Source organism: Spirillospora sp. NPDC048911 (assembly GCF_043198015.1).
Lineage (GTDB): Bacteria > Actinomycetota > Actinomycetes > Streptosporangiales > Streptosporangiaceae > Spirillospora.
In genome coordinates, this window is sequence record NZ_JBICUD010000006.1 from 327,472 (window position 1) to 345,103 (window position 17,632).

The window sequence follows — 17,632 nt, forward strand, 5'->3', positions numbered from 1 at the left end:
GGCCCGATGGCGGGTTCCCGCCAGCATTTGGCCCCGGCTTGGCGGGACGATGCGCTCCCCATGCCCGTCGCGGCGCAGGATGAAGAAGGCGGAAAATGCCTCTCCGAACCGCGGCCGACCAGGCGTCACAGCGTTTTGTCAGACCCTGGTGCGAGAGTCGGTCCGGACATCGGCGGGCTGCCAGCGATCTGCCAGGACCGTCGGAAAAACTGGATGCGTTCCCCACCGGACAGATGTAACTTTGCACGCCGCCGCATCCGGGGCCGTGAGATGTCCGGCGAACACAGTACCTAGGAGATCACATGTCACACGCCATCCAGGCGGACGGCCTGGTGAAGCACTTCGGTGAGACCAAGGCGTTGTGCGGAGTGTCGCTGCAGGTCGACGCCGGTACGGTGCTCGGCGTCCTCGGCCCGAACGGAGCGGGCAAGACGACGCTCACCCGGATCCTCGCCACGCTCCTCCAGCCCACCGCGGGCACGGCACAGGTCGGCGGCTACGACATCGTCAAGGACGCCCACCGCGTCCGCCAGCTGATCGGCCTGACCGGGCAGTACGCGGGCGTCGACGAGATGCTCACCGGCACCGAGAACCTCATTCTCATCGGCCGCCTGCTGGGCCTGTCGCGCAGCTCGGCCAAGACCCGGGCCGCCGAGCTCCTCGACCGCTTCGACCTGACCGAGGCCGCCGAGCGCGCCGCCAAGACCTACTCGGGCGGCATGCGCCGCCGCCTCGACCTCGCCGCCAGCCTGGTCGGCCGTCCCGAGATCCTGTTCCTGGACGAACCCACCACCGGCCTCGACCCCCGCAGCCGCAACGCCCTGTGGGACATCGTCCGCGGCCTCACCGGCGAGGGCGTCACCGTCCTCCTCACCACCCAGTACCTCGAAGAGGCCGACAACCTGGCCGACGACATCATCGTCATCGACCACGGCAGCCTCATCGCGCACGGCACCTCCGACGCGCTCAAGGCCCAGGCCGGCGGCCAGATCCTGGAGGTCCGCCCGGTCAACGCCGCCGACCAGGTGACGGTCTCCCGCGTCGTCGCCGACCTGCTCGACGCCACGCCCGAAGAGCGCGGCGGCCTGATCTCGGCGCCGGTGACCGACCCGACCGTGATGCCCGCCGTCGTGCGCAAGCTGGACGACGCGGGCGTCGTCCTCAGCGAGCTCAGCCTGCGCAAGTCGACCCTCGACGAGGTCTTCTTCGCGCTCACCGGACACCACACCGACGACTTCGAGGCCGAGGCCGAGGAGCTCATGTCCCAAGAAGGGGCCAAGGCATGACCACCGCCACCGTCACGCGCGAACTGCCCCGCCAGGTCGGGCTGCCCACCGGGCTGCGCAACACCATGACGCTGACCTGGCGCAACCTGGTGCAGATCAAGCACAACCCGATGGAACTGGTCGACCTGAGCGTCCAGCCCATCATGTTCGTGCTGCTCTTCGCCTTCGTGTTCGGCCCCGCGATGGCCGGCAGCGTCGAGGACTACCTGCCGATCCTCATTCCGGGCATCATCGTCCAGAACGCCCTGTTCGCCTCGATGACCACCGGCGTCGGGCTCAACAACGACGTCACCAAGGGCGTCTTCGACCGGTTCCGGAGCCTGCCGATCGCACGGTCCGCGCCGCTCGCCGGACGGATCATCGCCGACACGGTCAAGCAGGCCTGGTCGATGTTCATCGTCATGGTCGTCGGGCTGATCATCGGCTTCCGGATCGAGACCAGCTGGATCAAGCTGCTTCCCGCGTTCGGGCTGCTCCTCGCGTTCTCCCTGCTGTTCGCGTGGGTCTCGGTCTTCGTCGGCCTGGCGGTGGACGAGCCGGAGAAGGTGCAGATCTTCGGGTTCACGATCATCTTCCCGATCTCGTTCCTCAGCAACGCCTTCATCCCGGTCTCCGACAAGTACCCGGGCTGGATCCGCGCGATCATGGAGCACAACCCGGTCTCGCTGCTGGGCGACGCGATCCGCGGCCTGCTGATCGGCCACAAGGTGACCGATCCGAGCGTGGTCCAGCCGGTCCTCGCCCCGGCGATACAGTCCCTGCTCTGGGGCGTCGGCATCGCGGCCGTCTTCATCCCCCTGTCCATGCGGGCCTTCAAGCGCAAGGTCTGACCGGCGCGAACGAGCCGCAACGCACGAACCAGCACGCACGACACGGCGGCGGTGTCCTCTCGGAGGGCACCGCCGCCGTCGTTTCCCTGGCTCGCGCTGTCAGGGCCCGAGTTGTCAGAGCCCGAGTTGTCAGGGCCCTCGGGCTGTCATTGCGGCGGCCAGGGCGAAGGCCGCCACGGCCAAGAGCGCCGTGGTCGCGCCCGCGGGGCCCTGGTCGAAGAGGCGGCCGATCGTCAGGTCGCCCACGCAGGCGAACATGCCCGAGCAGAAGGCCAGGACGCCGTAGTACGAGCCGAAGCGGCCGGCCGGGGCGTGGCGGGTGGCGCGCTGGAAGATCGATGGCTGGATCAGGCCGTTCGCGAGCCCGTTGAGCACGGCCGCGAGCATCAGCAGGTGGGTCTCGGTTCCGTCGAGGAGTGCGAGCACCAGGAAGGTGCCGGCCGCGCACAGCAGCCCGGCACGCAGCACCCATGGTCGCTCGCCACGGTGCTTCACGGCCACGAACGGCTGGACGGCCGCGGCCACGGCGGCCAGTACGCAGAAGCAGAGGGTCGCCGTACCGGCGCTGAAGCCGAGGAGCGGCACGGCGGTCATGATGTGGTTGGCGAGCAGGGTCGTCGGGGCGGTCGCCAGGGCGAAGAGCAGGAAGGTGCGGTCGCGGACGGCCGCTCGGATTCCTGCGACGAGGTTGGGCGCCGACCTCTGCTCGTGGCGGGGCAAGAACAGGAAGAGGGCGCCGCCGATCGCCCAGAGGACGGTGGCCGTCGCCGCGAGGAGGCCGAATCCGTAGCTCAGGAGGGCGAGGCCCACGGGCGGGCCCACGATCGTTCCGATGTGCTGGGTCGCCACATAGGCGGCGAAGCCCGCGGAGCGGCGGGCGGGGGCGACGCCGGCCAGCATCGTCTGGGCGGCGGGCTGCAGGAGCGCGCCGCCCGCTCCCATGAGCACGGCCGCGCAGAGCAGGGTGCCCACTCCTTCGGCGGTGCCGAGCAGGGCGAAGCTCAGGGCGCGGAGGGTACAGGCGATCACTCCGGTCCGGCGCGCGCCGAGCGTGTCGGTGATCGCGCCGACCGGCAGCAGGAGCGCGTACTGCACGCCGAGCCGGACGCCGAGGATCAGCCCGATCGTGCCGGCCAGCAGGCCGAGGTCGTGCCGGAGGTGGGCGACCAGGTGCGCCATCACCGAGAAGTAGCCCAGGCAGGCGGCGAACTGGAGCGCGACGACCGTCACGATCACCCGGCGGTCGGATGAGGGGGCGGTCATGAGCACGGGACAGAGCACACCAGAGGGACATCCGGCCGGTCCAATATGGAGAGGGATGCCGGCCGATAGGCGAACTCATATCGGTAGGCGGTCCAGGACGAGCCAGGCGCCGATCGCGACCATGGCGGCGCCGGAGAGGCGGCTGGCCAGGCGGGCGGCCGCGGGCCGGGTGTGGAGCGTCGTGCGGGTGAGCGTGCCCAGACCGAGGTAGAAGACACCGCAGGTGATCATGAACGCGAGGCCGAGGACGCCGATCTGGCCGGCGATCGGCCAGGCGCCGCGCGGATCGGTGAACTGCGGCAGGAGGGCCAGGAAGATCAGGAGGCCCTTGGGGTTGAGGCCGCTGACGCCGACGCCGCGGCGGAACGTCCGCCAGTCGGTCCCCGCCGACTCGCCGGCGTGGGGCATGGACGGCCGGGCGAACGTCGTCACGCCGTGCCACATCAGATAGAGACCGCCGACGAGGGTGAGAGCGGTCAGGAGCGCCGGTGATCCCGCCACCAGGACCCCGACGCCGGCCGCGACGACGAGGGTGACCGCCGCGTAACCGGCCACCAGGCCGCTCACCGCCGGGATCACGGAGCGGCCGTTCAGACCCGCGCTGATCGTGAACGCCCAGTCCGCGCCCGGAACCACGATGAGCAGAAGGGCGACCGTCCAGAACGCGAGCACGGAACTGAGGGACACGACAGAAATCCTCCCCGTTGCGGCCATTGCAGGGAGAATACGTTTCAATACTCCAAAAGTGCTTTTAAATTTCAGCTCAAAACCAGTATTTCGTGGAAGGATTTTCTCATGGATTCGATTGACCGGAAAATCCTTGCGATCCTCCAGGAGGAGGGGCGCCTGACCATCACGGAACTGGCGGCGCGGGTGGGGTTGAGCGTGTCGCCCTGCCATCGCCGGCTCCGGGAGCTGGAACGCGGAAAGACGATCCGCGGGTACCGGGCGATCGTGGATCCCGCCGCAGTCGGCCTGACGTTCCAGGCGCTGGTGTTCGTCACCATGCGGCAGGAGGACCGGGAGACGCTGCTCGGTTTCGAGGAGTCCGTCGCGCGGGTGCCGGAGGTCGTGCAGGCCCAGCGGCTCTTCGGCGATCCGGACTACCTGCTGCGCATCGTCACGGCCGATCTGACCGCCTACCAGGAGCTGGAGGACGACGTGCTGTCCGCTTTGCCCGGCGTGCAGCGCCTCAATTCCACCCTGGTCATGAAGCACGTGGTGAACGACCGTCCCCTCCCCACCTGAGCCGGGAGAAGTGCGGCCACGCCGAGAATCAGCGGTTCACGGCATCAAAGGATCAGCCGGGGCGGGCGTTCCAGGCCGAACTCGTCCAAGAGGTCGTCGAGGGTCGTGGCGAGGCCGCGTTCGTAGGCGGTGGTGAACGCCGTCTCGCCGAGGATCTCGCGGGTGGCCTCCTCGACCGGCAGGGCGTCGCGGAGAGAGTGGTCCCGGCCGCCGCGCAGGCCGTCGGCGGAGCCCAGGCGGAAGGCGGAACGTTCCGCGTCGCCCTCGCTCAGGGCGAGGGCGGCATGGCCCACCAGGACGTACGCGATGATCGGGTAGTCCAGGGTGTGCACGGCTGCCTCCAGCGCCGCGAGCAGCCGCGTCCGGCCCGCCTCGATCTCACCGGAGGCGAGACTGAGATGGCCCTGCGAGCACAGGAGCATGGCGCGAAAGTGCGGTGGGCCGGCGATGTCCGCGATCAGCTCGTAGGCGCGATCGAGGCGCCGGCCGGCCCCGGCGAGGTCGCCGTCGTGGCGCGCGATCTCGCCGAGCTGGTAGTGCAGGGTCGCCGTCCCCTCGACGCTGCCGACCCGTTCGGCCTCGCGGAGCGCGACGTCGAGCAGCTTGACGGCGCGGTCCTTCTCGCCGAGCAGGGCCAGCTCGTTCGCCAGCCTGGTGTGGCCGTGCGTGATCGGGGCCGAACCGCCGCCGAGCGCCTCGTTGAGCCGGATCGCCTCCTCGTACAGCGCGACGGCCTCGCCGTGGTCGCCGCGGCGCCCGGCGAGTTCGGCCTGCGCGCTGAGGGTGAACGACAGGCCCCAGCGGTCGCCGATGCCGCGGAAGTCCTCCAGCGCGCGGTCGAAGTCCTCGGCGCCCGCGTCGCCGCGTCCGAAGTTGAGCGCGAACTGGCCGCGGAGGAAGCGGCCCACGCCGCGCACCCACGGATCGGGATCGTCCAGGAGCGGGTCGATGAGCACGATCGCGCTCTCCTCCCAGCCCCTCTCGTACATCTTCAGCGCGACGTTCGTGACGCGCAGCGCCGGCAGCAGCGGCCCGTCGCCGACGGCGTCGCAGATCCGGCGCACGCGCGCCAGCAGGGCGTTGGTCCGCTCCTTCTCGTAGTGGTTGTCGATCATCGTGATCGCGCCGTACGACAGGGCCACCGCGGTCGTCTGCTCGTCGGGGAGGTCGGGGAGCCCGAGCACCCCCATGACGCTGTCGGCGCTCTCCTTGAGCTGCCCGCGCAGGAACCAGTACCAGCCGAGGCCGGCGCAGAACCGCACGGCCAGCCGCGCGTCGCCGGCCGAGATCGCCCACCGCAGCGCGGCGTGCAGGTTGTCGTGCTCGGCGGCGAGCCTGCCCAGCCAGTACACCTGCTCGTCGCGGTAGAGGTGGGGCTCGGCGGTCTCGGCCAGCTCGACGTAGTACGTGGCGTACGCGCGCCTGATCCGCTCCTCCTCCCCCGCCTCGGCCAGCCGTTCCAGCCCGTACGCGCGGATCGTCTCCAGCATCCGGTAGCGGGGCCCCTCCTGGTCGCCGCCGGTGACCGTCACGAGGGACTTGTCGACCAGGGCGGTCAGCACCTCGAAGACCTGGTGGGACGGGAGTTCCGGCCCGGCGCACACCCGTTCGGCGCTCGCCGCGGTGACGCCGCCGGTGAAGACCGAGAGCCGCCGCCACAGCGCGCGTTCGGCCGGGTCGAGCAGGTCCCAGCTCCATTCGACGACGGCGCGCAGGGTCTGGTGGCGCGGCAGCGCGGTCCGGCTGCCCGCGGCGAGGAGGCCGAAGCGGTCGTTGAGCCGGGCCGCGACCTGGGCCGGCGTCATCGCGCGCAGGCGCGCGGCCGCCAGTTCGATGGCCAGCGGCATCCCGTCCAGGGCCCGGCAGATGCGGGCGATGTCGGCGACGTTGCCGTCGGTCACCGCGAATCCCCGGGACACCGCCGCCGCGCGGTCCGCGAGCAGCCGGACCGCGGGATAGTCCGGCGCCTCGGCGGCCCGCACGTCCGGCGGGGGCGGCTGGAGCGGGTCGACGGGCCAGAGCGACTCGCCCGTGATGCCGAGCGGCTCGCGGCTCGTCACCAGGACGCGCACGCCCGGGCAGTCCGCCAGAAGGCGGTCCGCCAGGTGGGCGGTGGCGTCGAGGAGGTGCTCGCAGTTGTCCAGGACGAGCAGCAGCCGCTTGCGTGCGAGGGCGGCGGCGAGCCGGTCCATCGGGTCGGTGCTCTCGCGTTTCACGCGCGCCGCGCCCGCCGACTGCCAGACCGTCTCCCGCAGCGCCAGGGCCGTGAGGACGGCCTGCGGCACCTCGGCGGGGTCGGTGATCGGCGCGAGCTCCACCACCCACACGCCGTCCGGCGCCCGGTCCAGCCAGCGTTCGCCGGTCTCCAGCGACAGCCGGGTCTTCCCCGCGCCGCCGGGTCCGGTCAACGTGACGAGCCGGTGTCCCGCGAGCAGCTCGCCCACCTGGGAGAGATCGTCGTCGCGTCCCACGAAGCTCGTGATCCGTGCCCGGAGGTTCCCGGCCGGCCGGTCCGCGTCCGGCTCGGCTCCGGTCCGCCGGTCTCCGGTCGGCTGCGCTTCGTCTGGTCCGGCGCCGTTGAGGCTTTCAGTCGTGGCCGCGTGCTTCGCGGTGCCCCCGGGAGTCTCTCGACCGGTTCGCAGCAGAGCCGGGTCTTGGCGGAGGACCGCCAGGTAGACGTTCTCCAGATCGGGAGAAGGATCCACGCCCAGGGTTTCGGCGAGAACGCGCTTGGCCGATTCGTACTCGGCCAGGGCGTCGGCCTGGTGACCCGCCGCGTACAGGGCGCGCATCAGCTTGCCGCGCAGCGGCTCGCGGAGGGGATCGGCGGCGGTCAGGGCCTGGAGCTCGGGGATCAGCGAGGCATGGCGGCCGAGCGCGAGATCGGCTTCGACGCGCTCCTCCAGGGCGGTACGCCGCAGGCTTTCGAGGCGGGCCGACGGCCCTTCGGCGAACGGCCTGCCCGCCACGTCCTCCAGCGCGGGGCCACGCCAGAGCGCGAGCGCGTCCCGCAGGCCCGCCGCCCGTTCGGCGACGTCGCCGGTACGGAGCGCACGGGCGACCCGGGCCTCGAAGTCGTGCGCGTCCACCTCCGCAGGCGGAACGAGGAGCCGGTAGGTGCCCGGCCCCGACTCCAGCCGATCGCGGCCGATCAGGGGCCGCAGCCGCGACACCAGCGACTGGAGGGCGTTGGCCGCGGCGACCGGCGGCTGGTCCTCCCAGAGCTCGTCGATCAGCCGGTCGGCCGACACCGGACGGTCGGCGTTGAGCGCGAGCAGGATCAGCAGGGCGCGCAGCCGTGCGCCGCCGACCTCGACGCAGTGGCCGTTGGCCGCCACCTCCAGGGGGCCGAGGATCGCGATGCGCACCCGTCGATTCTCTCCCAAGCCGGGCCTGCTCCGCCTATGCGGGGGATCGTGCGCGATATCAGTCCTGCCGAACGAGAACGCCCCGCCGATCCGGGCACGGATCGGCGGGGCGTCATCGGGTGTCGTCAGGCGACCCGGCCCGAGGTCTCCTTGGGTGCCTCGATCTGCTTCGGCTTGACGTCGTCGGTCGCGGCCAGCTCGAAGTCGGCCCGCGGCTGCTCGATCGTGCCGAGCGAGATGGTCTCGCGCTTGAAGAACAGCGCGAGGGTCCAGTCGGCGAGCACCCGCATCTTGCGGTTGAACGTCGGCACCATCATCCCGTGGTAGGTGCGATGGAACCACCAGGCCGGCAGGCCCTTGAGCTTGAAGCCCATCGGGTTGGCCACGCCCTTGTGCAGGCCGAGGCCCGCCACCGCGCCCAGGTTGTTGTGCGCGTACGGCTTGAGCGACTTGCCGCGCAGGGCGCGGACGATGTTGTCGCCGAGGAGCTTCGACTGCCGCAGCGCGTGCTGGGCGTTCGGCGGGCAGAACATGCCGTCCTGGGTGAGGTCGGGCACCGCGGCGTTGTCGCCCGCGGTCCAGGCGCCCACCACGCCCTCGATGGTGAGGTACTCGGTGGCCTTGATCCGGCCGCGGTCGTCGAGCGGGAGGTCGCTCGCCCTGACCACCGGCGAGGGCTTGACGCCCGCGTTCCAGACCAGCGTCCCCGCCGGGAAGGCACTGCCGTCCGACAGCTCGATGTCGCCGCCGACCGCCGACTTCAGGAGCGTCTTCATCTTGACGTCGATGCCGCGGCCGCGCAGCTGCTCGGCCGTCCACTTGCCCATGTCCGGCCCGACCTCGGGCAGGATCCGGTCGGCGGCCTCGACCAGGTAGAAGCGCAGGTCGCTCGGGGTGACCTTGCGCATGTACTTGGTGGCGTCGCGCGTCATGTCCTCGATCTCGGCGACCGCCTCGACGCCCGCGAAGCCGCCGCCGACGAAGACGAAGGTGAGGGCCTTGCGGCGGATCTCCTCGTCGTCGGTCGACTCGGCGATCTCGAGCTGCGCGAGGACGTGGTTGCGGAGGTGGATGGCCTCGCCCACGGTCTTGAGGCTGATGCCGTTCTCGGCCAGGCCCGGGATCGGCAGGATCCGCGGGACCGCGCCGGCGGCCATGACGATGTAGTCGTAGGTGATCCGCTCCGGGGGTCCGGCGAGCGGCTGCACGATGGCCCAGCGGTCGTCGTGGTTGATCTCGGTGACCCGCGCGTTGCGCACGTTGCACAGGGGCAGCGTGCGGCGCAGCGGCACCACCACGTGGCGGGGGGAGATGTTCCCGGCGGCGGCTTCGGGGAGGAACGGCTGGTACGTCATGTACGCGTTCGGGTCAACGACGGTGACCTTGACCTCGCCCCGCTTGAGCTCGCCCTTGAGCTTCTTCTGCAGACGCAGTGCGGTGTACATGCCCACATAGCCGCCACCCACGATCAGGATGTGGGGAGCGCCCTCGGCGGTCCTGGCCATAGCGGCCTCCAATGTTCGCGGTCGGCTTGTGAAGACATTCACAAGCTACCGGATAGACCATGCCAAGTGCCAACCATGAGGCCGGAAAGATCTTCGAAACTTTCCATGGCGGCAAACTGGACCGTTACGAGCATGTGAACTTCTGCACTCCTTCGCGGAAAATCGGACTTCCATGGACAGAGGTCACATGATGAACGTCACAGTGGACTTCTCCCGCGGCGCCGTCTCCCCGCGAGCGAAAGGGCCCGCTCCACCCCCGCGGACCGCCTATGGTTGTGGCGGACGGAGAAGGGGGCGCCATCGGCCCGGTGCGCCCGACGCCGAGATGAACGCAATCCGGCGGGGCGCCGCGTACGATCTCGCCCAGGAGTCCGGTCAGGCGCGGCCTTGCCCCTCGCGGGCCAGGTGATGACCGTCACCCAGGAGTCCCGTCACGTTCGGCCCGCCCTCGCGGGCCGGCTGGGGTGGGTTGTCGGAAGTGGGCTGCGGGAAGGCAGTTTCGATGGTGAGCAGAGAGCGGCGTACGGTCCTTGCCTCGCGGCGGCGGCCGGTTTCGGCCGCGGCCGGGGTCGTGCTGCTCGGCGGGGCGCTGAGCGGGTGCGGGCTGATCGGACTGCCCCAGAACAAGGCCGCCGAGCTCTCCGAGTGGTTCCCCGTGAGCAGTCTGGCCTTCCGCGATGGGCAGGACTTGCCCACACGCTACGGCTGCTCGTCGTACCCTGGCGGGCAGAGCAAGACGCCGCCGCTGCACTGGACCGGCAAGCCCACCGGCACACGCTCGTACGCGATCGTGGTGGACGACCCGGACGCCGACAACGGCGCGTACGTGCACTGGGTGATCGCGGGCATCGGCGAGAACACGCAGGACCTCGTCGAGGGCACGAAGATCGACAAGACCTGGGTCCAGGGTCGGAACACCGGCAAGAAGGTGGGCTATGAGCCGCCCTGCCCGCCACGGGGCGAGGAGCACCGGTACCGGTTCACCATCTACGCACTCAACGACCAGGCGCCGTTCAAACCGGGCGCGACGCTGAAGGACTCCCTCGGAGCCATCGCCAAGCACACGGTGGGCCGGGGCAGGATCACCGGGAACTTCGGGACCGAGTAGGGGCGTTCAACCCTGAGGTCGTGGGGCAAGAGGGACAGAACAGGTCCCCGAGGTACAAAACTGACGGGGGTGAACGGGTCGGCCGAATTGGCCGATCGGGGCACGCCGTGTGAGGGTAGATGTGCGCGAAGGGTGTGACAACGGTCATAGCGGTCGGTCAGAATCGGTTTAGGCCCCCATCGGGGACCCGGCCGCTAGCGATAATCAGGACGAACCCGCGGGCCGCAGGGCCAAGGCATTGGGTGGTGGCATGACTTCTTACATCGTGGTCTTCGGCCTCATAGTGGTCGTGGTCCTGGTGGTCGTCCTGGTGGCCTTGGGCATGCGGGCCAGCAGGGCGGCCCGCGACGACGACGACTGGATGGCCGACGAGCAGCAGCAGCCGTCCCGGGGCTACCGGTCCGCTCCGGCGGAGGAGCCCGCCGAGGACGGCTACGGCACCGGCTACGACGGCGCGTCCTACGGGCCGGGCCAGGCCGAGCCGGGCCTCGACCGCCGCGTGGCGGGCGGCGCGGGCCAGCCCCCCGCCGGCCAGCACGCCGGTGGCTCGCTCGCCGCCGCTCCCCTCGCCGCGCCCACGCCCGCCCCCGCGCAGGCGGCCCCCGCGCCGCCCCCGCCCAGCGGCCAGGCCAGCGACGAGATGGCCGACGACGACTACTGGGCGACCATCACCTTCGACAAGCCGAAGTTCCCCTGGCAGCACGACGCGCCGCCGGAGAAGACCGAGGCCGAACTCGCCGCCGACCCGCTGGGCGCGCAGGGCGGTCCGCAGGGCCCCGACCCGCAGGCTCCCGCCGAGCGTCCCGCCGCCGGTCTCACCCAGCCGGTCGCCATGGACGACGGCCCCGCATACAACCCCGCCGCCCCGGCGACCGGCGCCGTCGGCGGCCTGCTCGGCTCCCGCAACGGCACCGGCCCGCAGGCGGTGCCCGCGCCGCCGGCGTCCTTCACCCCGGCCGCCGCGCACTACGCCGGCGACCCGAGCGCGACCGCCGCCGACCTCCACGCGCTCGGCTCCGGCACCGGCCCGCAGTCCCCGTTCGGCACGGGCGACCCGTCGTTCGGCGGCGCGGGCTCCGACCAGCAGCCCTACGGCGCCCCGGACCCCTCGCCGTACGGCGGGGGCGACCAGGCCCCGTACGGCGGTCCCGAGCAGCCCGGGTACGGCGGCGAGCAGGCCCCGTACGGCTCTCCCGACCAGCCCGCGTACGGCTCCCAGGATCAGGCTCCCTACGGCTCCCCCGAGCAGCAACAGCCCTACGGCTCCGGGCCCGAGCAGTCCCCTTACGGCGGGGGCGACCAGGCCCCGTACGGCTCCCCTGAGCAGCAGCCGGCCTATGGCAACGGCTCCCAGAGTCCCTACGGCGCCAACGACCCGCTGGGCACCTCGCTCCCGGCCGCCTCGGCGGGCCCCGCGCGCCAGGAGTCCTCCTACGATCTGCCGATGTCCACGGGCCCGCTCTCGGGCGACCCGCGCGCCTCGGACCCGCTCGGCCTGCCGCTCGGCCGCGCCGACGAGCAGACCGTGCGCTACAGCAAGCCCTCCCCCGCGGCCCCGGCGGCTCCCGCCGAGCCAGCGGCGCAGGGCGGCTGGGACGGCGGCGGTTCCGCCGGCGACACCGACAGCAACAAGCTCCCCACCGTGGACGAGCTGCTCCAGCGCATCCAGACCGACCGGGCGCGGTCCGCCGGCGGTGCGGGCTCGCGTCCGGCCGAGCCGGAGGCCCCCGCGTACGGCGGCGGCCTGAACGATCCGCTCGGCGACCCGCTCAACACGGGCGGCGGCTCGTCCTCCTACGGCTCCACCGGCCCCTGGTCGGCGCCCTCGGCGGGTTCCGCGGGAGGCGCGGGCGGCGGCACCGCGGGCGGCGGCTACGGCCAGAACGAGGGTTACCCGTCGGCTCCCGCCTATGGCGACTCCTCCCGCTACGACGACCCGCTCGGCGGTGGCAGTGGCGGCGGCGGGTCGTACGGCTCGTACGGCTCCGGCTCGGGTTCCGGCGCGAGCGGCGGCGCGGGCGACAACGGAGAGGCGGGCCGCTACGGCGACTTCAGCGGCAGCAGCTACAACGGCGCGTCCGACCCGCTGTCGGCCCCGATTCCCCCAGACTCCGGTTCCCAGGGCGGCGGCTATGGCGAGCCGGGTGCGACCCAGCAGTTCAGCGGCGACTACTTCGGCTCGCAGCAGGGCTACGGCAACTCCGGCCAGCAGGGCGGCTCGGGCGGCGGCGAGCCGGGCGGCCAGTACGGCGGCTCCTCGTACGGCAGCGGTGGCAACCCGCGCCAGCAGCAGCCCGACGACTGGGAGAGCCACCGCGACTACCGGCGCTGATCACCCACGCGTCGGCGAAACGGAGGGCGGCCCTCGGGGCCACCTCCGTTTCGCGTTTTTCTAGGAGCGAATCCCCCGAGATCCACCGAACCCGGAGATCGCGTTGGTGTCATCCCGGGCGAACATGATCCGGCCCGTGATTGCATACGTCGCGTGACGTTCAAGACACTCAACGTATCCATTCCGCGACGGGACCTTCCCGCCTCGTTCGTCGTCTTCCTCGTCGCGATCCCGCTGTCGCTGGGCATCGCGGTGGCCTCCGGCGCACCGATCGCCGCCGGGCTGATCGCCGCGATCGTCGGCGGCGTCGTGGCCGGGCTGCTGGGCGGTTCACCGCTGCAGGTCAGCGGGCCCGCGGCCGGGCTCACGGTCATCGTGGCCTCACTCGTGCAGACCTACGGCTGGCGCGCGACCTGCACCATCACGGCGTTCGCGGGGCTGCTCCAGCTGGCCCTGGGCGCCGCCAGGGTGGCCCGTACGGCCCTCGCCGTCTCCCCGGCCGTCGTGCACGGCATGCTCGCCGGAGTCGGCGTCGTGCTCGTTCTGGCGCAGGCACACGTGGTCCTGGGCGGCCGGCCGCAGCACTCGCCGCTGAGCAACGTACGGGAGCTTCCGGGACAGCTGGTCTCGTCCCACTCCCAGACGGTCATGCTCGGCCTTCTCACGATCGCCGTCCTGCTCACCTGGGAACGGCTGCCGAAAGGCGTGAACGGCGGCCTCTCCCAGGTGAGCGGCACCGCGCTGCGCTGGATCCCCGCGCCTCTCCCCGCCGTCGCCCTCGCCACGCTGACCGCGTGGCTGCTCGGCTGGGACACGCCGCGCGTCGACCTGCCCGGCACGCTGCTGGGCGACTGGCACGCCCCGGCGATGCCCGAGGGGCCGCTTCCCGAGATCGTCGGAGCGGTCGTCTCGGTCGCCGTGGTCGCGGCCGTCGAGTCGCTGCTGTGCAGTGTCGCCATCGACCGCAAGCGGCCCCCCGGCGTGCCGCGGGCCGACCTCGACCGCGAACTCCTCGGGCAGGGCGCGGCGAACGCGGTGTCGGGCCTGCTGGGCGGCCTGCCCATCGCCGGCGTGATCGTCCGGAGCTCGGCGAACGTGGCGGCCGGGGCCGGGTCCCGCGCCTCCACCGTGATGCACGGGTTCTGGGTGCTCGTCCTGGCCCTGTCGTGCGGGCCGGTGATCGAGCAGGTGCCGCTGGCGGCGCTGGCCGCCCTGCTGGTCGTGCTCGGCGTGAAGATGATCGACACAGCCCGGGTCCGTGACCTTCGTCACCATCGCGAGGCGCCCGCCTACTTCGCGACCCTGGTCGGCGTCGTGCTGCTGGGCCTCGGCGAGGGCGTGCTGCTCGGCATCGGGGTCTCGGCCGTGATGGCGCTGCGGCGGCTCACCAGCCTGTCGGTCCGGGTCGAGCAGGCGGCCCCCGTCCCGGCCCAGGCATCGGCCGAAACCGCAGGCGCGCAGGCGCCTGCGGACCGCTGGCACGTGATCGTCGAGGGCACGCTCACGTTCCTCGGAGTGCCCAAGGTGACCAAGGTCCTGCAGCAGGTGCCGGCCGGATCGAGCGTCGATCTGGACCTGAACGTGGACTTCATGGACCACGCCGCGTTCGAGGCGATCCACGAGTGGCGGGTCGCCCACGAACGTCAGGGCGGCAGGGTCGACATAGATGAAGTTCATGAGGGTTGGTATGAAAGAGCTGTGACTGGGGATATGTCGCCGCCGCGCAAGTCGTCCCCCAGTGCCCGCTGGTGGGCACCATGGGCGAATCGACGGCGCCGCCACGAAGCACCGGATCTCGACGCACCGGACGTGTCGCCGAGCGCCCTGCTACTCGCGGGAGTCCGCGAGTACCACGGCCGCACGGCCCGGCTCGTCCGCCCGATCATGGCCGAGCTGGCGTTCGAGCAGAAGCCCGAACACCTGTTCATCACCTGCGTGGACTCGCGCGTGGTGCCCAACATCATCACCGCGAGCGGTCCCGGCGACCTGTTCATCAACCGGAACGTCGGCAACCTCGTCCCGCGGTTCGGCTCCCGGACCCATGACGACTCGGTGGCCGCGACGGTCGAGTACGCCACCAACGTGCTCGACATCAAGACCATCACGGTCTGCGGCCACTCCAACTGCGGCGCCATGGCGGCGCTGCTGGCTGGCGGCACCGAGGTCGACCACCTGCCCGCGCTGTCGCGGTGGCTGAAGCACGGCAACCACAGCCTGGCCAGGTTCCTGGCGACCGAGCCCGAGGACGGCGTGCCGCCGCTCACCCGGCTCTGCCAGATCAACGTGATGCAGCAGCTCGACAACCTGCTGACCTATCCCTGGCTGCGCAACCGCGTGGAGGCCGGGAAGCTCGAACTGGTCGGCCTGTACCTCGACCTGGAGTCGGCCGAGGTCAACATCCTCGACCGCTCCGCCCAGACCTTCGTCCCCGTCCCGGACGAGGCCCCCGACGACGACACCACCGACACCGCCTGGGCGCTGAGCTGAGATGACGGTCATGGGTCGTCCCCCGACAGGACGACCCATGACCTACCCGGCCCACGGCACCCGCCACCGTGGGGCCGCGCCACCCTCGTTCTGGTCTCAGCGGCCGACGAGCTCGTCCTCGCCGGACCGGTCCCCATGCTCGATCATCCGGGTGTGGTGGCCGGTGTACTCGTCCTCGCGGGCGGTGTAGTCGTCGCGGATGTACATGCCCGCGACCCGGCGCGCCCACCGCGCCTGGACGCCGGACGCGGGAGCGTAGAGGGCGTCCCGGCGGCTGGACCGCGAGAACGCGGCCACCAGGATCATTGGCACCAGCAACCCGACGAGCGCGGCCACCGCGATCACGATGAACATCGGCGCTCCTCTCCGCGGGGCGGTCTCCGGGCCCCGCCGCCACCGCCGATCTCCCCCAAGGCGATCAGCTGTACCTTGGACGTTAGAGGTGCTCTTTCCGATCCTTTGTGTCGTGTGACCCGAAGCGGCCGAGATGAGGCCCACTTTCCGTTTTTGTGTGAGCAACGCGAGAAAGGGGAAGCGAGGGACGCGGCACGCCGGCACCGGGGCCAGAGGTGCGGGGGCGGACGAGCCGGCCTGTAAGCCGGGTTCTGTGTCCCGCCGCGCCTCGCGGCGGGCGGGCGACGGCCATCCATCTCGGACCGCCGTTGCCGGCGGTCTCCAGCGGCCTACCCGCAGGCTCGGGCGGGCAGCCCTCGAACGCCTGCGCGGAGCACCTGCCGGCGCTCCTTCTTGACCTTGCTCCAGGTGGGGTTTACCGAGCCGCCCACGTCACCGTGGGCGCTGGTGAGCTCTTACCTCACCGTTTCACCCTTACCACCGGCGAACCGGTGGCGGTCTGCTTTCTGTGGCACTGTCCCGCGGGTCACCCCGGGTCGGCGTTACCGACCACCTTGCCCTGTGGAGCCCGGACTTTCCTCGGCGGGAGATCCGTGACCATGGCCAGTGGATCTCCCGACGCGGCCGTCCGGCCGGCTCGTCCGCCGTGCCAGAAAGGTTACCGCCTCGAGGGAGGTCGCCGACGACCCGAGCGCCACACGCCGTAAGCGCCGCGGGCGCGGCCGGAACCGGTCAATCCAGGAGGTGGTGGGTGTCGTTGAACGAGCGGAGGCTGGCGGGCCCGTCGTCGTACCAGTGGATCGACGACAGCGACGCCACGTCGAGCTGCATGCGGTAGAGCGCCGCCATCGGGGCGCCCAGCGCCTCCTTGACCAGGAGCTTGATGGGCGTCACGTGGGACACCACCAGCACGGTCTGGTGCCGGTAGCGCACCTTGAGCTTGTCGAGCGCGGTGCGGACGCGGCGTTCGGCCTCGACGAGGCTCTCACCGCCGGGCGGCGCCACGGACGGGTCGGCCAGCCAGGCCTTCAGCTCGGCGGGCCAGCGCTCCCCGGCCTCGCGGAACGTCAGGCCCTCCCACGAGCCGAAGTCGGTCTCGCGGAACCCCTCCTCGACCCTTACTTCGACGCCCGTCTCGGCGGCGACGGCGGCGGCGGTGTCGCGGCAGCGGCCCAGCGGCGAGGTCACGATCGCGTCGATCGACCTGCCTTTGAGCGCCACCGCCACCGCCCGCGCCTGGGCCAGGCCGTGCTCGGTCAGCGGGAAGTCGCCCACGCCCGCGAAGCGCTTCTCGATCGACAGCGGCGTCTCACCGTGCCGCAGCAGGAGCGTCCTGGTCGGCGTGGCCGTCGCCCCCGACCACGCGAGCGCGGGGGCCGCCGGTTCAGGGGTGGGCGGCGGCTCCTCGTCCTCGACCTTGCGGACCCAGTGCTCGCCGCGCGCCGCCGCGTCCATCGCCTCGTTGGCCAGGCGGTCGGCATGCGCGTTGCGGTTGCGCGGGATCCAGCCGTAGGAGACCGAGCCGAGGCCGTTCGCCGCCTCCCGCCCCGCCAGGGCCAGCGGGATCATGTCCGGGTGCTTGATCTTCCAGCGGCCGGACATCTGCTCGACGACGAGCTTGGAGTCCATCCGGACCTCGACCCGGGCGCCCGGGTCGATCGCCGCGGCGGCGCGCAGGCCCGCGATCAGGCCGCGGTACTCGGCCACGTTGTTGGTGGCGTGGCCGATCGACTCGGCGACCTCGGCCAGCACCTCACCGGTGATCGCGTCGCGGACCAGCGCGCCGTACCCGGCCGGGCCGGGATTGCCGCGCGACCCGCCGTCGGCCTCGACGACCAGCTTCCGCCCCAC

12 protein-coding genes and 1 other RNA gene are annotated in these 17,632 nt (G+C 71.6%); 6 read left to right on the plus strand and 7 right to left on the minus strand.

Features of this window, described 5'->3' with window-relative positions; genetic code table 11:
- Positions 1 to 302 precede the first annotated feature (302 nt).
- Positions 303 to 1,286 carry an ATP-binding cassette domain-containing protein gene (locus ACGFNU_RS28035; RefSeq protein WP_392598259.1) on the plus strand — a complete coding sequence of 328 codons (984 nt, stop codon included), beginning with the start codon at positions 303 to 305 and terminating at the stop codon, positions 1,284 to 1,286.
- Complete coding sequence (locus ACGFNU_RS28040; protein WP_392598260.1) at positions 1,283 to 2,116, plus strand: ABC transporter permease; 834 nt, start codon at positions 1,283 to 1,285, stop codon at positions 2,114 to 2,116. Before ACGFNU_RS28035 ends, ACGFNU_RS28040 begins: the two co-directional genes overlap by 4 nt.
- Before the next feature lie 129 nt (positions 2,117 to 2,245).
- Here the strand turns inward: ACGFNU_RS28040 and ACGFNU_RS28045 are convergent, their stop codons facing one another.
- Together ACGFNU_RS28045 and ACGFNU_RS28050 are read right to left on the minus strand one after the other, a co-directional pair.
- Complete coding sequence (locus tag ACGFNU_RS28045; RefSeq protein WP_392598262.1) at positions 2,246 to 3,379, minus strand: MFS transporter; 1,134 nt, start codon at positions 3,377 to 3,379, stop codon at positions 2,246 to 2,248.
- A 75-nt stretch (positions 3,380 to 3,454) separates the two neighbouring features.
- Positions 3,455 to 4,066, minus strand: a complete 612-nt coding sequence (locus ACGFNU_RS28050; protein WP_392598264.1) for a LysE family translocator — start codon at positions 4,064 to 4,066, stop codon at positions 3,455 to 3,457.
- 108 nt (positions 4,067 to 4,174) lie between these two features.
- On the opposite strand from ACGFNU_RS28050, the gene ACGFNU_RS28055 reads away from it, so the two are divergent.
- Entirely contained in the window at positions 4,175 to 4,627 is a 453-nt protein-coding gene (locus tag ACGFNU_RS28055; RefSeq protein WP_392598266.1) for an Lrp/AsnC family transcriptional regulator, read from the plus strand.
- Between the two features lie 44 nt (positions 4,628 to 4,671).
- Here the strand turns inward: ACGFNU_RS28055 and ACGFNU_RS28060 are convergent, their stop codons facing one another.
- Both ACGFNU_RS28060 and ACGFNU_RS28065 read right to left on the minus strand, forming a co-directional pair.
- Positions 4,672 to 7,995, minus strand: coding sequence for a BTAD domain-containing putative transcriptional regulator (locus tag ACGFNU_RS28060; RefSeq protein WP_392598268.1), 3,324 nt, complete (start codon positions 7,993 to 7,995; stop codon positions 4,672 to 4,674).
- Positions 7,996 to 8,120: 125 nt separating this feature from the next.
- A complete protein-coding gene (locus ACGFNU_RS28065; protein ID WP_392598270.1) occupies positions 8,121 to 9,500 on the minus strand; it encodes an NAD(P)/FAD-dependent oxidoreductase in 1,380 nt (459 codons plus the stop codon).
- A gap of 502 nt (positions 9,501 to 10,002) precedes the next feature.
- Here ACGFNU_RS28065 and ACGFNU_RS28070 point away from each other — a divergent pair.
- The 3 genes from ACGFNU_RS28070 to ACGFNU_RS28080 all read left to right on the plus strand — a co-directional run bounded on the left by ACGFNU_RS28070 (position 10,003) and on the right by ACGFNU_RS28080 (position 15,427).
- Positions 10,003 to 10,608: a YbhB/YbcL family Raf kinase inhibitor-like protein gene (locus ACGFNU_RS28070; protein ID WP_392598272.1), complete on the plus strand. Its 606-nt coding sequence runs from the start codon at positions 10,003 to 10,005 to the stop codon at positions 10,606 to 10,608.
- Positions 10,609 to 10,858: 250 nt separating this feature from the next.
- Positions 10,859 to 12,940 (plus strand): hypothetical protein, encoded by a 2,082-nt coding sequence (locus ACGFNU_RS28075; protein ID WP_392598274.1) that lies wholly within the window; start codon positions 10,859 to 10,861, stop codon positions 12,938 to 12,940.
- A 153-nt stretch (positions 12,941 to 13,093) separates the two neighbouring features.
- Positions 13,094 to 15,427: a SulP family inorganic anion transporter gene (locus tag ACGFNU_RS28080; protein WP_392598276.1), complete on the plus strand. Its 2,334-nt coding sequence runs from the start codon at positions 13,094 to 13,096 to the stop codon at positions 15,425 to 15,427.
- Positions 15,428 to 15,523: 96 nt separating this feature from the next.
- Here the strand turns inward: ACGFNU_RS28080 and ACGFNU_RS28085 are convergent, their stop codons facing one another.
- From ACGFNU_RS28085 to ACGFNU_RS28095, 3 genes are all read right to left on the minus strand, one after another.
- The gene (locus ACGFNU_RS28085) at positions 15,524 to 15,781 is read right to left on the minus strand and encodes a hypothetical protein (protein WP_392598278.1); all 258 of its coding nucleotides are present in this window, start codon (positions 15,779 to 15,781) and stop codon (positions 15,524 to 15,526) included.
- A gap of 224 nt (positions 15,782 to 16,005) precedes the next feature.
- Positions 16,006 to 16,421, minus strand: an RNA gene (gene rnpB, locus ACGFNU_RS28090) — RNase P RNA component class A.
- 92 nt (positions 16,422 to 16,513) lie between these two features.
- Entirely contained in the window at positions 16,514 to 17,632 is a 1,119-nt protein-coding gene (locus tag ACGFNU_RS28095) for a bifunctional RNase H/acid phosphatase (RefSeq protein ID WP_392598280.1), read from the minus strand.